12 protein-coding genes are annotated in these 16524 nt (G+C 58.8%); 5 read left to right on the top strand and 7 right to left on the bottom strand.

The window, feature by feature from the left end:
* Positions 1-126: 126 nt before the first annotated feature.
* Positions 127-1431 carry a sugar ABC transporter substrate-binding protein gene (locus tag CJ255_RS17595; RefSeq protein WP_097645405.1) on the top strand — a complete coding sequence of 435 codons (1305 nt, stop codon included), beginning with the start codon at positions 127-129 and terminating at the stop codon, positions 1429-1431.
* A 253-nt stretch (positions 1432-1684) separates the two neighbouring features.
* Here CJ255_RS17595 and CJ255_RS17590 read toward each other — a convergent pair whose 3' ends face one another.
* The 4 genes from CJ255_RS17590 to CJ255_RS17575 all read right to left on the bottom strand — a co-directional run bounded on the left by CJ255_RS17590 (position 1685) and on the right by CJ255_RS17575 (position 4509).
* Positions 1685-2158: an NUDIX domain-containing protein gene (locus CJ255_RS17590; protein ID WP_097645404.1), complete on the bottom strand. Its 474-nt coding sequence runs from the start codon at positions 2156-2158 to the stop codon at positions 1685-1687.
* The gene (gene galE / locus CJ255_RS17585) at positions 2148-3134 is read right to left on the bottom strand and encodes a UDP-glucose 4-epimerase GalE (RefSeq protein ID WP_097645403.1); all 987 of its coding nucleotides are present in this window, start codon (positions 3132-3134) and stop codon (positions 2148-2150) included. The genes CJ255_RS17590 and galE overlap by 11 nt, the downstream gene beginning before the upstream one ends.
* Before the next feature lie 87 nt (positions 3135-3221).
* Positions 3222-3848 carry a hypothetical protein gene (locus tag CJ255_RS17580; protein ID WP_174714078.1) on the bottom strand — a complete coding sequence of 209 codons (627 nt, stop codon included), beginning with the start codon at positions 3846-3848 and terminating at the stop codon, positions 3222-3224.
* Positions 3849-3861: 13 nt separating this feature from the next.
* Positions 3862-4509 (bottom strand): winged helix-turn-helix domain-containing protein, encoded by a 648-nt coding sequence (locus tag CJ255_RS17575; RefSeq protein WP_097645402.1) that lies wholly within the window; start codon positions 4507-4509, stop codon positions 3862-3864.
* A 93-nt stretch (positions 4510-4602) separates the two neighbouring features.
* Here CJ255_RS17575 and CJ255_RS17570 point away from each other — a divergent pair, with 93 nt between their 5' ends.
* Positions 4603-6228: a serine/threonine-protein kinase gene (locus CJ255_RS17570; RefSeq protein ID WP_097645401.1), complete on the top strand. Its 1626-nt coding sequence runs from the start codon at positions 4603-4605 to the stop codon at positions 6226-6228.
* A gap of 769 nt (positions 6229-6997) precedes the next feature.
* On the top strand, positions 6998-8458 hold the full coding sequence (locus tag CJ255_RS17565; protein ID WP_165774783.1) for a 1,4-alpha-glucan branching protein domain-containing protein: 1461 nt from the start codon (positions 6998-7000) through the stop codon (positions 8456-8458).
* A 54-nt stretch (positions 8459-8512) separates the two neighbouring features.
* On the opposite strand, the gene CJ255_RS17560 is transcribed toward CJ255_RS17565, so the two are convergent.
* Together CJ255_RS17560 and CJ255_RS22965 are read right to left on the bottom strand one after the other, a co-directional pair.
* Positions 8513-9370, bottom strand: a complete 858-nt coding sequence (locus CJ255_RS17560; protein ID WP_097645399.1) for a tetratricopeptide repeat protein — start codon at positions 9368-9370, stop codon at positions 8513-8515.
* Between the two features lie 483 nt (positions 9371-9853).
* Entirely contained in the window at positions 9854-12991 is a 3138-nt protein-coding gene (locus CJ255_RS22965; RefSeq protein ID WP_124681994.1) for an Ig-like domain-containing protein, read from the bottom strand.
* A gap of 346 nt (positions 12992-13337) precedes the next feature.
* Here CJ255_RS22965 and CJ255_RS17550 point away from each other — a divergent pair, with 346 nt between their 5' ends.
* A complete protein-coding gene (locus CJ255_RS17550) occupies positions 13338-13616 on the top strand; it encodes a DUF433 domain-containing protein (protein WP_174714077.1) in 279 nt (92 codons plus the stop codon).
* Positions 13617-13974: 358 nt separating this feature from the next.
* Positions 13975-14919 (top strand): DUF4352 domain-containing protein, encoded by a 945-nt coding sequence (locus tag CJ255_RS17545; protein ID WP_097645398.1) that lies wholly within the window; start codon positions 13975-13977, stop codon positions 14917-14919.
* Positions 14920-14975: 56 nt separating this feature from the next.
* Here the strand turns inward: CJ255_RS17545 and CJ255_RS17540 are convergent, their stop codons facing one another.
* A complete protein-coding gene (locus CJ255_RS17540; protein WP_097645397.1) occupies positions 14976-16283 on the bottom strand; it encodes a TolB family protein in 1308 nt (435 codons plus the stop codon).
* Positions 16284-16524 lie beyond the last annotated feature (241 nt).

Below are 16524 nucleotides of genomic sequence, written 5' to 3'. Positions count from 1 at the left end.
ATACCAATTACCCTTGAACATGCCGCATGATCAAGAACGCTAAAGCCCATTGGGACGCCATGTTCGGCAATCTGCAATCTGCAATCTACAATCGTAGATGGTATAATGCACAACATTGATACAAATATGCATACCCGGCTCGCTGCGCTCTACGCTCTGCTCGCTGCGCTTGTGCTGCTCCTACTCACCGCATGCACAGCGAGTAGTTCTGAGGCCAATCCGGTGGCGACGCCGCTACCTACGAGTCGCGGGGTGCTGCTGCTCTGGCATGCGTGGCCCGCACCAACGAGCCAGGTCTTGGCGGCGAGTGTTGAGCGCTTCAACCGGGCCAATCCCGAGGTACAGGTGCTGCTCCAGAGTCGTCCGGCGACGAGCCTGCGGGACGATTTTGCTGCTGCGGTGGTAGAAGGTGGCGGCCCCCATATGGCACTGTTGCCAAGCCATACGCTCGGTAGCCTCGTGGATCGCGGGGTACTGCGGGCCGCCGATGATCTGCTGGCTCCCAACGAACTCAACCGCTTGCTGCCTGCGGCATTAGGGGCCACCCAAGTTGAAACGGCAGTAGGCTTGCAACTCTATGGTTTGCCTATCAGCTTCGACACCCTAGCGCTCTACTACAACCGCGCCAATTTCACCGGCAGCCCCCCCGATGATACCGTTGCGCTCATGGCAACCGCACGCGGCCTCAGCAACCCCACCGGCGATCCGCCGCTCTGGGGTTTGGCTTACAACCTGAGTCTGGATCGCACCATTGGCTACCTCTACGCCTTCGAGGGCCAGATCTTCGATGCCCAAGGCCAGGTCGCTCTGGGGCTTGAGGGCCGCGCCGGTAGTGAAGCATGGCTGGCGTGGCTCGCCGAGTTGCGCGATGATCCTCACCTGCTCGCCGGGCTTGATGGGATCGCGGTGGATAGTGCCCTCCGCACCCAGCAAGCGGTGATGACGATTGACTGGGCCCATGCGCTCCCCACCTACAGCGCCATCTGGCCCGGCAACCTGGGCGTTGCCCCCTTACCACAACTCACGCCGGGGGGCGGGACACCGCGCCCCTATCTCCAGAGCGAAACATTGGTCTTCAATGTACGCTTAGGCAATTCAGGCGAGCAAGAGGCCGCCGTGGCTTTGGCGCGCCACCTGCTTGCCGAAACAACCCAACGCGATCTGTTACGCGCCGGGCGGCAACCCGTACTCTTGAGCCTCGATCTGAGCAGCGACGATCCAAGCATCCCGGCTGAACTGCGTAGCGCCGCCAGCGCCTTTCGTACCCAAGCCGCCACTGCCCTGCCCATGCCCAACAGCCAGCATGCCAACGACGTCGTCTGGGGGATCATGCAGGATATGCATGGTAACGCCGTGCGCCGCCTGATCAGCCCAGCTCAAGCGGTCGAGAGCGCTGATGCGCTCCTACGGGCGCGGCTGGATGGGCCATAGCATGGTACTAAGGGATGGTTTCAGAAACAGCCTTTCAGCTTTACCGTTGGAGTGCCGACTTATGGTCTTCCAGTAAATAATCCGCTAACCAGACCTCGCAGATCTGGCATATCTATCAGGTCTAGTCCGTGCCGCGACACCGGATTAATTTCTGGAAGACCATTAGTCGGCATCCAAAGGTTGTCGGCGACCTCAGCCGACTAAAGTCGGCACTCCGTCGGAGGCCAAACTGTAAAGTGGCCTGAAACCTTCCCTAACGCTCAAAGCTCGCTGCTTCACGCCCAGCCAGCGCATCCTGCAACATGGGGCGGGTGCGGGCCAGGAGGGGCGGCAGTTGTTCCACTGGGAAGAAGCCTACGTTGACATTCTCGTGGCCCGCTGGGAGCAACGCTCCGCCGACAATGCGGGCGGCAAAGAAGATCGTAAAGATCTGCGCCTGATCGCCATTGGGATAGGTCCAGTGGTAGTCGGGGCCGCCATAGACCCCAATGAGCCGCTCTGGTACCAAGACCAAGCCGGTCTCTTCTTGAACTTCACGAACCATAGCGTGGGCGGGAACCTCATCGAGGCCAAGTGTTCCTCCGGGGACATCCCAGAGCATCACATCGGCGCGACGGCAGAGCAGCACATGGCCCGCTTCGTTGCGGGTAAAGGCGCAGGCCCGTACCTGCATAATGCGCTGATGACCTACATAGCTACGCAGCCAACGGGTGTATTTAATCTTCATGGTACCCTTGCGGATGGGCCTGATGCCACTCCCAGGCCGAGCGAATGATCGTTTCGAGGTCGCCAAAACGGGGCTGCCAGCCCAACTCTTGGCGAATGCTGGTTGATGAGGCGATCAGCGTGGCCGGGTCGCCAGGACGACGTGGGCCGATGACGTAGGGGATGGGATGGCCGGTCACCTTGCGACACATCTCGATCACTTCTAGCACCGAGTAGCCATTGCCGTTGCCCAAATTGTATTTACGTGTGCCAAGTTGATCCAAGCTCTCCATCGCCAAAATGTGGGCCTGCGCTAAATCTACCACATGGATATAGTCACGCACACAGGTGCCATCGTGTGTCGCATAGTCATTGCCAAAGACCGTAATATGCGGACGCTGGCCCAACGCCACCTGCAACACCAACGGAATCAGGTGGGTCTCTGGATCGTGATCCTCTCCACGACCCGGCGTATCGCCACAGGCGTTGAAGTAGCGTAGGCAGGCGTAGCGCAAGCCATAGATGCGTTCAAACCAGTGCAGCATGCGCTCAATAAAGAACTTCGATTCACCATAGGGCGAACCGGGCACGATCCGTTCATGCTCATCAATAGGCATGCGCTCCGGTTCATCAAAGAGGTTGGCCGTAGAGGAGAGAATGAAGCGGCGCACCCCAGCGGCGACGGCATATTCGAGCAGATTGGCCGCATTGACCAGATTATCGCGCAGGTAGAGCAGCGGTTGTTCCATACTTTCGCCCACCAGCGTATACGAGGCAAAATGCATGATGCCATCAATATCAGGATGGGCCGCAAAGAGCGCAGCGAGGGCCGTGCGATCGGCAAGATCGGCCTGGATAAAGGTCGCCTCAGGTGGAACGGCTGCTGCATGGCCCTGGTAGAGATTATCGAGGACCACCACCTGATGACCTGCTGCCAGCAATTCTGCTGCCGTAATCGAGCCGATGTAGCCTGCGCCGCCTGTGACAAGGATCTTCATGGTTGGGTTTCCTTACAGAGAGCAGAGGATGCGTGAGGCGAAGCCATCGCCGCTTCGCCTCACGCGTCCTCGCGTCCTCGCAAACGGTTATGAATGATCACGTTCTTCCCCAGCGGACTCTGTTGGCTCGGCTGGCTCGGCTGGTTCTGGCTCTGGTGGGGGTGCTTCGACGGCGGGGGCGGCAGAGGCTGGCACGGGGGCGTTGGCAATCGCCGCGCCGAGGACGTAGAGTGCTTGGATGTGGTGCTGGTTCAGGCAGACAAAGTCGCGGTTGAGCGGATTCCCTCCAGCGTGAGGGAAGATCAGGACATTGCTGAGGGCGATGAAATCATCATTCAGTTCGTCGAGCATCTCGATCAACTGGCGATCAGTACGCTTGAAGAAGTCGGCCCGCAACGCAAAGGTAGAGGTGAAGAACATCATTGGCTGGGTGTCACGCGGCGGGGTGGGCATCTGAAAATCGGGCGGAGGCGTTGGTTCGGCCATGGTGGCAACCAAGAGCGCATCGCTCCAATCTACTAGGATTTGGGGCACCCGCTGGGCGTGTTGTGGGCGGCCCAGCGGTGCAATGCTCGCATCGCGGAGCGCAATGAAGCGATGCAGCCGACTGTTCAACGCATCACTCACGCGACGGTAGAGCGGCAGATCGTAACTGCCAGTAAAGACCATCGCACTCGTATAGACCTCTATCGTAAATGTGTAGCGCTCATTCATAACCAAAATCGTTTCAGGGCGTGGTAATGAGTTTATAACCAAAACCGCGCTGCGTAATCAGGTAGCGCGGATTGGCTGGATCAGCCTCAATGCGCTGGCGAAGACGATAGACAAGAGCGTCAATCGCATTGTAGTCATAGACTTCGTAATCCCAAACGTTGCTGGCTATTTCGTCTTTGCTTACCACCAGACCTTGACGGTTATAGAGCAGTTCGAGCAGGTGAAATTCTTTGACCGTCAGAGGTGGTTGGAGCAATTGGCCCTGAATGTAGACCTCTTTAGTCTTACTATCAACGCGAAACTCTTCACGAGCGGCGCGCAACAGTTCAGGTGGTAATACTCCCTTCACCGTCGCATCGGGATCGTGGAAGACAATCACCGTATCGGCGATGATAATCTGATCATGGTTATGCAGCGAACAGAGCCCCTCGATGCGCTCTTGGTTCACAAAAGTGCCATTGGTACTCCCAAGATCACGCACAGCAAAGCCATCCGTGACCCGTTCGAGGCGCGCATGGCGCCGCGAAGCGAGGGGGTGATCAATCACAATATCGTTGGTGCCATCGCGGCCAATGGTCATCTGTTCCGATTCCCATTCAAGCTCGCAGTACTGGCCATCCTGACGCTTCATCAGCAACTTAGGTGCCGGGGCAGCAATCATGGCGGCGACCTCATCTATGGCTAGCGTGTGGGCATTGTGGTACAATCGCTAAAGTACGCTTGATTATACCATGCGGGTTGAGGAGTTCGCGGTGTGACTAGCCTCATCGGGCGGCGGTTAGGACGCTATGAGATTCGCGCCGAACTGGGACGCGGCGGCATGGCTCGCGTCTATCGCGCCCTCGATACAATGCTTCAACGCCAGATCGCCCTAAAGGTTCTGGCAGCCCAATTAAGCCTCGATGATGAGTTTGTGCGCCGCTTTGAGCGCGAAGCCACCACCGCAGGCAATTTGCGCCACCCTGCGATTGTTACGATTTATGATGTCGGTGAGCAGGATGGCCTCTACTACATCGCAATGGAGTATGTCGCCGGGCGTAGCCTCCATGCGGTGCTTGAAGAGCGTGTCACGCTGGGGTTAGGCTTTGCCATTAGCTTGCTCGACCCGGTGGCCCAAGCGCTCGATTATGCCCATGAGAAGGGCGCAGTTCACCGCGACATCAAGCCCCACAATATCCTGCTTGGCCACGATGGGCGCGTGCTGCTCACCGATTTTGGGATTGCCCAAACGACCGATTCCCCCAACGAGCGCTTGACCCGCACGGGTATCTTTATGGGCACGCCCGAATATATTTCGCCCGAACAGGCCGAGGCCGGGTGGATTGATGGGCGCAGCGATCTCTATTCCCTCGCCATCTTGGGCTATGAGGTGATCACCGGGCGGGTGCCCTTCAGCGGCTCGACGCCCCAATTGATCGTTGCTCACGCCCAGTTGCCGCCACCGCCCCCTACGAGTGTCTTGGCCCACCTGCCACCTGAACTCGATCCGCTCTTCCAGCAGGCGCTGGCCAAGCGCCCTGAAGAGCGCTTTGGCAGCGGGAGTGCCTTTGTTGCTGCGCTGCGCACGATTGCAGAACGCTATGGAACCCCTTTGGCCACGCGGGAACAGGTAGCAGGTTTGGCAACCGCCGCTGGCGCATTGCCCCAGCCCAATCTGCCCGAGCCGATTCCGGCTCCTCCGCCGCGCCGCCGCCCCCCCGCACAACCCCAAGCGCCCAACAGTGCCGGTCAGCCCACCGCCCGCGACCAACTGGTCATGGTTCCGCCGCCACGCCCCCCCGCGTCCGCCCGCGCCCCAAGCAGCAACAGCCCAAATCGCCCGGCCACAATCCCACCCCGCAGCCAACCGAGCGCTCCGCAGCAGGGCAGCCAACTCCCGCTGATCTTCATCGGTGTACTGCTCGTCAGCCTCACCATCGGCCTCATCTTCTTCATCAGCAACAGTTTGGCTACGCCCACACCCATCCAACCACAACCGATTGTTGAGGCAACTGCCAGCCCCACCCTGAGCCTGCCCAGCGCCACGCTCCCCCCTAGCCCAGTGCCGCCGCTCGTAGACACCCCCATGCCTGAGCCAAGCCCTACGACTACCGAGTTGCCCCCAACGCTCACCGCGACCATAGAACCACCGCCACCGACCCTGGTGCCCCCTCCAACCCCCACGCCGAGCCCGCTACCTACGGAGACCCCAGAGCCCACTGAGACCCCAACCCCCACAGAAACCCCAACCCCCACAGAAACCCCAACCCCCACGGAAACCTCCACCCCCACGGAAACCTCCACCCCCACGGAAACCCTCACTCCAGAACCTACAGCTATTTTGAGTAATACACCTATAGTGATAACTCCGATCATGACGGTGCAAGATCCGAATGAATGAAATGATAGGTGAGTGACCAAAATGTGTAGGTATGGGTGCGGGGGAACCTGGTTCCCCCGCACCCATACCTACACATTTTGGTCACACCCAAATGATAGCCCTTAGAGTAAGTATAGAGAAACGAGAATATAGAAAATAGGTATTAACGCAAAAACCACGCTTTTACCGTCGTAGTGCCGACTTTAGTCGGCATCCGAGGGCTGCCTGCGACCTCAGATGCTGTCTGAAAAGCTAGTGGGCATGCGTTGGAGTGTCGGCGTTAGTCGGCACGCGTTGGAGTGCCGACGTTAGGGAAGCGGATGTTGTTAATTGCCCCGTTGCTTTGCCACCCTGAGATGCCGTAGGTAGTGCCGACGTTAGTCGGCTTCCCATCGCTGCCAAAGACCTCAGCCGACTAACGTCGGCACTACGATGTCCGCCCATGGACTATATCAGCATGACATGCTACTGGGGTACTTGAAAATTTCTGCTTCCCTTAGCCGGCTAAAGCCGGCACTCCAGCGTGTGCCCCCCGGCTTTTGAGACAGCTTCTCAGCCGACTAACGTCGGCACTACGATTCAGCATGACAAGTTGCTGGGATACGTAACAATTTCTGCTTCCCTGAGTCGGCTTCTCATCGGTTCCAAAGACCTCAGCCGACTAAAGTCGGCACTACCTATGGAGCAAACGGTAAAGTGGCTTGAAACCATCCATTCCCGCTTCCCGCTTCCCACTTCCCGCTTCCCGCTTCCCGCTTCCCGCTTCCCTGCTCCCTGCTCCTTCATCCCTATGCACATTGCTTTTCTCCTCATTGCCCATGTGCCCTACCTGCGCCAACCGGGACGAGAGCCCGTTGGTGAAGAGCCGCTGCATACCCTGATTGCCCAAGGGTTGCTGCCGTTGGTAGAGTTGCTCACCGATCTGCATGCCACTGGCCTGCGCCCACGGGTGGCCTTGGCCTGTTCACCGCTGCTTACCGCCCAACTTTCCGATCCAGTTGTACGCAAGCACTTTATCATGTGGATGGAGGCGCTACTTGAGCGTCACGCGGAGGCATTAGTTCAGGCGGAAGCTGCTGGTGATGGGCATGCGGCCTATTTGGAGCGCTTCTACCTTGAGTGGGGGCGACGGCGGTTGCGCGCCTTTGAAGATCGTTTTGCGCGCAATCTGCCCGAGAAACTGCGCGAACTTGCCAATGCCCATGTGCTAGAACCTGTCGCGGGGGTGGCCAGCCATGCCTATATGCCGCTGCTTGGCCGTGAAGAATCGGTTCGCGCCCAGCTTGAGCATGGGGTGCTTCACACCTCGCGCCATCTGGGGCGGCCCCAAGGACTCTGGTTGCCGGGCTGTGGGTGGCGTCCCGGCCTCGAAGCCGCGATTGCCGACGTTGGGCTGCGCTACGTGATTGTTGATCCCAGTAGCCTGCCCGATGGGCTCACCCCCGCACCAATCTGGGTGCTGCCCAAGCGCCTTGCGGCTATTTGCCCCGATGAGGGGCTCGCACGCCACATCTGGTCGGACGAGCTTGGCTACCCCGGCGATCCGCTCTACCGTGATCCTAGCGAACCATCTGGCTATGTGGCGCGCAGCGGTGCGCCCTACGATCCCTACCACGCCCTCCGCCGCGCCCAAGATCACGGCACCCATTTTGCGATGAGTCTCTTGGCCGAGGCGAAACGCCGCCCCCATGATGAATTGATCCTTGTGCTGCTCGATATCGCCCAGATTGGCCCGCAGTGGGTTGAGGGCAGCACATGGCTTCAGGCTGTACTCACCCATTGCGCCACCCATGGCGGCATCCAACTCACCACGCCCAGTGCCTATTTGCAGCACCACCAGCCCCGCGTGACCGCGCCACTCAACGGCAGTTCGTGGGCCTCGGGGGGCGATGCGGGCTGGCAAGGGGCCGAAGCCGAAGAGTATTGGCAGGCCATCCACGCCGCCGAAGCTCAAATGGTCCACCTCGCAACCAACTACCCGCGTGCCCAACACGAGCTTGAGCGAGTGCTCAACCAAGCCGCCCGCGAACTGCTGCTGGCGCAGACCAGCGACTGGCCTGCGCTGCTCAGTGCGGGCTTAGGCGATGAGTTTGGCGCGGGGCGCTGGCGCACCTACCTGGCCCGCTTTAGCCAACTGGCTACCATGGTTCATCGCGGGTGCCTTAATGAAGCTGATCGCTTCTTGCTTGAACAGTTTGAAGAGGAAGATGGGCCGTTTCCCAATTTTAATTACCGTGTCTTTGCCAGCTAAGGGGGCGAGGGAACCAGGTTCCCTCGCGGATCATCCTTTTGGGCCACCGCAGGATTAAAAAAGCGTGCTGGCTAAACGCCGCCGGTAGCCCGGTACGAGGGGATGATCATCACCAAGGACTGCAAAGAGCGCCAGCAGCGCCTTGCGCGCCCCATCGTCACGGAAGGCGCGGTCGCGGGCGACAAGCGTCAGCAATGTCTGCATTGCGGCTTCGTAGTTTGCGGCACGAGCTGCGCGGGCCGCCTGCTGGAAATGGGTTGCACTCTCACCATTGGCATCTGCATCTGCCGCTGCGAGGAATTCGGCCAAAGGCAACGCGGCCTGGGCACGCCCAAAGAACGGCGAATCGCCTGGGATTTGGCGCAAGGTCGCAGGCCCTTCGGCTTCCCCTTGCAGCAGCAAGAGCCGCCCAAGCCGAAAGAGCGCCTCACTATGATCGGGTTGTTCACCAAGGAGCAGTCGGTAACGACTAATCGCCGCTTCGGGGTCATGCGGTTCCAACTCACGGGCCGCATCAATCAGCGATCCGCCCTGTTCAGGCACAAAGCGCTTGAGCCAAGCCCGTACCTGCGACTCCGGTAGCGCCCCGGTAAACTGTTCTACCACCTTACCCTGATAGACCGCCATTACCGCCGGGATGCCCTGCACGCGAAACATCTGCGCCAGACGCTGGTTCTGATCAGTATTGATCTTTGCCAACACCCAAGCCCCCTGCGCCTCAGCCGCCAAGCGTTCGAGCGTCGGCCCCAACTGGCGACAAGGGGCACACCAGGGGGCCCAAAAGTCAATCACCACCGGCACATCCTGCGAACGCTCCATCACCGCCGTCTGGAAGCTGCGTTCATCTACATCCATGACATAGCTATGTGCGGTATCTGTTTGGTTCAGCGGCTGGCCCGTCTCAAGAATCATAGGTCCCTCCAAGATGATGTAGTGAGGATGCGGGAGGCGAGGATGCGCAGCCCGCGCCGCGTTGCCTCACGCATCCTCGCAAAATGGTACAGCAAGCATACGCTTTTCTAAAACCATTCCTTGCGAGTTTGATGTTCAATTGTATAATCTCATAGGATGGTGTTCCGTGCAACATGCTCTGCTCAAGGGCACTCGTATTGGTATTGAAAGCATCCTCATACTTTAGTCGGCATCCAGGGGTTGTCGGCTACCTCAGCCGACTAATGGTCTTCCAGTAAATAATCCGCTAACCAGACCTCGCAGATCTGGCATATCTATCAGGTCTAGTCCGTGCCGCGACACCGGATTAATTTCTGGAAGACCATAAGTCGGCACTACCTATGGCGCACAAACTGTAAAGTGTCCTGAAACCTTCCCTTGTGACTAAATCACGAGCGGGGCGACGTACACGTCGCCCCGCCCGTAGTTTGCCTGCGTTCACGGTTACCAGACCATTGGTGTGTCAGAGGCAACAATGATTGGAAGGTATAGATAGACGCGCACCGTGAAGCTGATTTCGGTCACTGCGCTGACATTGCCCGCTGCGTCGGTTACGGTGACGCGGAGGGTGTGCTTACCAACGGGTAGTTGGGTGGTGGGCGTGCAACGCCAATTGCCATCCTCGTCCGCCGTGGTTGTGCAGATGAGCTTGCCATCCTTGTCTGTAATGGTCACCGTGCTCCCCGCCTCCGCCGTGCCGCTGAAGGTCGGACGTGCAGCGTTGCTCCTGTCGGCTTCTGGCTCATTCACAACAGGTGCGGTTGGCGCGGTGGTGTCCACCCTGAAGCTGCGGGGCGTCGCCATGCTGGTGTTGCCCGCCGCATCGGTTGCGGTCACGCTGAGGATGTGTAGCCCTTCGTCAAGGTCTTCGTTGGGCGTACAACGCCAATTGCCATCCTCGTCCGCCGTGGTTGTGCAGATGGTGGTGCCCGCAGCAGGGTCTGCGACGGTCACCGTGCTTCCGGCTTCCGCTGTGCCGCTGAAGCTTGGACGGGCTGAGTTGATGCTGCTGTTGGCCTCTGGCTCATTCACGACGGGCGCATTCGGCGCGGTGGTGTCCACCGTGAAGCTGCGGGGCGTCGCCGCACTGGTATTGCCCGCTGCATCGGTTGCGGTCACGCTGACGGTGTGCAGCCCTTCGGCAAGGTCTTCGTTGGGCGTACAACGCCAATTGCCGTCCTCGTCTGCCGTGGTTGTGCAGATGATGGTGGTGCCATCCTCGTCTGCGACGATCACCGTGCTCCCGGCTTCCGCCGTGCCGCTGAAGCTTGGACGCGAGCCCACGCTGCTGTTGGCCTCTGGCTCATTCACGACGGGCGCATTCGGCGCGGTGGTGTCCACTGTGAAGCTGTGGGGCGTCGTCGCACTGGTGTTGCCCGCCGCATCGGTTGCGGTCACGCTGACGGTGTGTAGCCCTTCGGCAAGGTCTTCGTTGGGCGTACAACGCCAATTGCCGTCCTCGTCTGCCGTGGTTGTGCAGATGGTGGTGGTGCCGTCCTCGTCTGCGACGGTCACCGTGCTCCCGGCCTCCGCCGTGCCGCTGAAGCTTGGACGCGCTGAGTTGATGCTGCTGTTGGCCTCTGGCTGTTCCACGACGGGCGCATCCGGCGCGGTGGTATCCACCGTGAAGCTGTGGGGCGTCGCCGTGCTGGGGTTGCCCAGTGCATTGGTCGCAGTCACGCTGACGGTGTGCGGCCCTTCGGCAAACTCTTTGTCGGACACACAACGCCAATTGCCGTCCTCGTCTGCCTTGGTTGTGCAGATGGTGGTGGTGCCATCCTCGTCTGCGACGATCACCGTCACCGTGATCCCCGCCTCCGCCGTGCCGCTGAAGGTGGGAAGCGCGGAGTTGATGCTGCTATCGGCCTCTGGCTCATTCACAACAGGCGCGGCTGGCGCGGTGGCGTCCACCGTGAAGCTGAGGGTGCTCGCCGCGCTGGTGTTGCCCGCCGCATTGGTCGCAGTCGCGCTGACGGTCTGTTCGCCGCCGGGCAGCGGGGTGGTGGGCGTGCAACGCCAATTGCCATCCTCGTCTGTGACAATGGTGCAGAGGGGATTGTCTGCTACATCGGTGACGGTCACCGTACTCCCCGCCTCTGCCGTGCCGCTGAAGGTGGGAAGCACACCAACAGTACTCTCCGCAAGCGGGCTCGTAAAGGTGGGCGCGCCAATTGCTACCGTAAAGGCGCGAGGTGTTGGTAGGCTATCGCCATGCTCATTACGCACGACGACATTGACGCTCATTGGGCCCGAACGGAGATCGTTATCTGGCGCGCAACTCCAACGGCCTTCGCTGTCAGTAGTGGCCTGGCAGAGCTCATCGCCCGCCTCGTTCATGACCACTACCGTACTATCGGCCTCCTCTGCCCAACCACTGAAGGTCGGACGCGCTTCGGTGCTGCTGCCCGCTTCGGGGCTCTCCACGGTGGGTGGATAGGCGAGCAGCGCATCGCCCTTTACCCTAAAGGTGCGCGCCAGACTGACACGCTCGTCACCGTTCACAAGCGCCGTGACGATGATACGCTGTGCCCCGGGGTCAAGTTCTTCCGTTGACGTACAAGCCCACGCGCCACTAGCCGAAGCGGTGGCAGTGCAGAGCGGCGTGCCATCTACATCACGAACCGTGACCTGCGCGTTTGCCTGGGCGAAGCCACTGATGTTTGGAGTTTCACTTGTCTCTTCACCCTCAGCAGGTGTGTTGATCACCACCGCATTCGCGTCAGTGGTAGAAAACCCTCTGATCTCGTGGACATTGTTGAGGCCACCTGTGGCAGCCGAAAAACCGAGCTTAAAGGTTTCCGGGAGTTCCGCTTGGCCAACAGCGGTTGCGAGATCAAATTCATCAATTATCTGCACAAAGCCATCACCAAAATCGATCGCAACGCTAATCTTCTGATCGAAGATCGTAATCGTCACCCAGCGCGCATTTGCACGCGTCACCTGATCGATCCGTCGTGGTGTAAGGGGCGTATGGGTGAGAAGGGGCGTATGGGTGAGATAGTTGAAGCCAGTCTCCAAACTGCCGGAACCACGAATGCCTACGGCTTGCGCTACTAATCCTGGACAACTTGGATCACAATCACCAGTGTGTTCGTTGACAAAATTACCAAAGGCATCGAAACCGATCCCCACATACCCATTGGTAACGCCAGGTAAACTCGGGCTACGACCGTAACCCAGACTCCCGCCGCGAGCGCCGATTGTTGGCGTCTCTGTGCTACCATCAATCAGGTAGAGGCTAAACCCATCAGCCCCACTCCCGCCATACGCCGCATACTGAAAGGTGATCCGCACCCCCGCACTACTGGAAAAGGCCGTGTTATAGATCGCCGAACCAGCTTGATCGTTCGTAGCATCAGTAAGCCGCAACCAGCCCGCTCCCTGCGCGTCTTGGCTTCCACCAGTCAGACGTGCATGACCCAGCAGTAACCACCCTGGTGCCGTACTATTGCGAAAGCTCTCTTCGATCTGTACAAACTCGTTCGCCGCAACCTGAGCGGGCACCGCTCCTAGCATGGCAGCGAGTACCGCCACGATCAACAAACCGCTTGCCAACAAACGACCACCTAACAACTTCGACATCACGCCTCCCTTTCACCATGCCATTGGTCTACCCGCCAGATGGGTAGGGCACGGATGAGCCTATGCTTCCTAGCCTACTACAGCGCACTCCGAATGTCACTAGACTCAGGGTATAGTCTAGTTTGGACTATATACTCAGTCTTGACTATACTTTTAGTATAGTCCAGTTTGGACTATGGAAGTATAGTGCATGCCATATAGGGCATTGGGAAGCCATGACGCGAAGACGCGAAGGCGCGAGGACGCGAGGACGCGAGGACGCGAAGACGCGAAGACGCGAAGACGCGAAGACGCGAGGACGCGAGGACGCGAAGATGCGAAGACGCGAAGACGCGAGGACGCGAAGATGCGAGGACGCGAAGGCGCGAAGATTGAAAGCATCCTCTATGCGTATGTCCACCGTGGACAATCGGCTGAGGCAATTGCAACCCAATTTCCCACTCTGAGCCTTGAACAGATTTACGCGACCATCCTCTGGTATCTGCACGACCAAGAGCGGCTTGCTGCCTACCTCGCAGATTGGCTGGTCTTTAGTGCAACAGCGCATGCCAATCAAACACGCAACCCGCCCCCAGTGGTGCAGAAGCTACGTCAACTGAAAGCTGCTCAGGAACCGACTGCATGATGGAGGCCATAGTACCAAGATATTGAACCAACACTGTGCGTATTTGCGCCCAATCAAAAGAATATACTAGAAGAGTGAACGTTGTGGTGACCACATCAAACAGAAAGGGTATTTTCCAATGTCTTTCCTTCAACGTCTCGCGCTTCTTCTCACCATGCTCACCTTGCTTATGGCCTGTGGTTCAACAGAGTCTACCATGCCTGAGGTAACTCAACCCACCCAGGGTATTACTCAAGATCAAGATGGGACGACTGCAAACAATGCGAATGAGCTAGAGCCTACCGACCCTCCCGCCACAATCGCGCCTCCTACTCCGACTGAAGCTTCAACCGCTACACCAATCCCGACGGAAACGCCCATGCCAACCGAACCTGGCTCTAGTCGTAGTACACCACTCCCCCATGGAAGTGAAATCTCTTTTGAAGATTGGGCTGTCACCATTACTGACGTACTGCGTGGAGCAGAGGCTAATCAAGCCATTGCGTCTGCAAACCAATTCAATGACCCCGCACCGGAAGGATGGTACTACCTCATCGCTACACTACACCTGACCAACATTGCCACCGATCAAGAAGCTAAGAGCGTAAGCTTTGCTATTGATCTTCGGCTAACTGGTGACCGTAATATCCTCTATTCCCCTGCCAGTGTGGTCGTTCCGCAGCGATTGGAGGGTGAACTGTTTCCAGAAGGATCAACTGTAGGACAACTTGCATTTCTGGTACCTACTGATGAACACAACCTTATGTTCTATGTAAATGAACGCATGTCATTCGATCGGGACAAGCGTCGTTTCGTTGCCATAGATGAGGGAGCAACGATCAGTCCCGATCCTGCCTTGGCTGACCAAACGCCTACTGATGAAGGCCGCACCCGTGCTAATCCAGCCACAATGGGTAATACAACGATCAGTCCTGCGTGGGAAATTACATTGCTTGAGGTGCGACGCGGTGACGAAGCGGCACAAGCCATCACTGATGCCAATCGCTTCAATGAACCTGCACCAGAAGGCGAAGCATACATCCTTGCATATGTTCGCGTACGTTATTTGGGCCAACGGGATGCTGATCATGTCAGTGAGATCAGCCAGAGTAATTTCAAGGTAACTGGCAGTGCCAACATTATCTATCCTCGGCCTAGTGTTGTTCCACCCACTCCCAAACTTGAAGCCCGACTATACCCTGGTGGCTATACCGAGGGATGGGTTGTGGTGCAAGCCGGTATTGATGATCACGATCTCATGCTCATCTACGAACCAATGCTTGATTTCAGTTCAGAAAACCGCCACTTTTTACGCATCGAGTAGGTGCTGCGTAGAACATACCAACACGCGATGAAGTGAGGTGCGGCGCTGCAACCCAACTACGGCAACCACACCAGGGGCGAACCATAATCCACCCCCTCGGCCAGTTTGCGTTCAGCGCCGCGCTCAGCATGCCACTGCCACACTTCGCCCGGGCCAACTTCGGGGAATTGGGGCACCATAGGATCAAGCTCGGCCCGCCAGCCCGCTGGTAAGACCAAGGCCAAGGTTGCGCCGTCAGGGGCCCAGGCTGCCGCTGTAGCGCCGTTGACCACCGCGAGGGTGCGTGCGGCTACACGAACCGTTCCGCTTGGCAAGAATGCTTCTGATCCCTCCGTGAGATCGAGGAGGTTGACCCGCCAGAGGTCGTAGCCGCTAAAGCCGCGTGCATCGCTGTAGTTGTAGGTTACCACCGCCATACGCTGGCCCTCAGGGGCGTACACGGGGGCAAAGCCCCATCCCGCATCTACCGTCAGCGGTGTGGGATCAACCTGATAGGAGCTACTCCGTTCGGTTATGTTGATGTCCACCAGCGCCTGGTAGCCCAAGAAGCGCTGGTAGGCCACCTGGCCGCTATTCGGTGACCAACTTGGGGCATAGACAAGCAGCCCATCTTCGCCTACGGTGCCGAGTGCCTGGGCAACGCTCCAACTGTTTTCGCCCTGCTGGTTGACCATCTGGATCGTGTTGACTGCACTTAGAAACCCTAAACCAGGACTGACTTCCTGTGGCGGGCTTGCAAAGACAATCCGCAACCCATCAGGCCCAAATGCGGGCTGGCAGCCCTGGCCCAAGCTCAGACCATTGTCGCGCTCCAGATCATAGATGCGCGCCTCAGCCCCACTACACCACTCGCTCCATGCTTGGTGTTGCGGCGGGAAGGGCGCAGGCGTTGCGGCGGCGGTATAGACCAATGTGGTGCCATCTGGATTCCAGCTCAGGTCACTCACAAACTGCTCACTCCGCAGCACCCGTTGCAGCCCGCTGCCATCAGGCGCTGCCACCCAAACTTCACGCCCCTCAGCCCGCACGAGCGCCAAACGACGCCCATCAGTTGTCGCAGCGAATGCATCAACCCCCGACACCACTTCGTTTTGGGTTGCACGCTGTAGATCAAACGCTACCAGATTGCCCCCGCTGAGGAAGAGTAATCTTGCCCCCATGCTCGCACTCGGGGCCAGCGCAGCAACGGTGGCGGTCGCGGCTTCCGTGGGCATCGTGGTTGCGGTGGCGACTTCCGTGGGCGTCACGGTCGCAGCTTCCGTGGGCATCGTGGTCGCGGTGGCGACTTCCGTGGGCGTGGTGGTGGCAACCACAGCTTCCGTAGGCATCGTGGTTGCGGTGGCAACGTCCGTGGGTGTCGGCAAGAGGGCTGCTCCTTCTGTTTCTATGGGTGCAACTGTCGCCCCCGGACTACTTCCACAAGCAGTGAGTAACAGTAGCAACACGATAATGAGGCTCGATCTGTAGTCTATTGTATGCATTGGGATCTCCAAGTTTCAATGGTTTTTAGGGTAGGACGCGAGGACGCGAGACGCGAGGACGCGAGGACGCGAGGACGCGAGGACGCGAGGACGCGAGGACGCGAGGACGCGAGGACGCGAGGAC

Source organism: Candidatus Viridilinea mediisalina, from assembly GCF_002532535.1.
Taxonomy (GTDB): domain Bacteria; phylum Chloroflexota; class Chloroflexia; order Chloroflexales; family Chloroflexaceae; genus Viridilinea; species Viridilinea mediisalina.
This window is presented reverse-complemented; position numbering and strand designations above follow the sequence as displayed.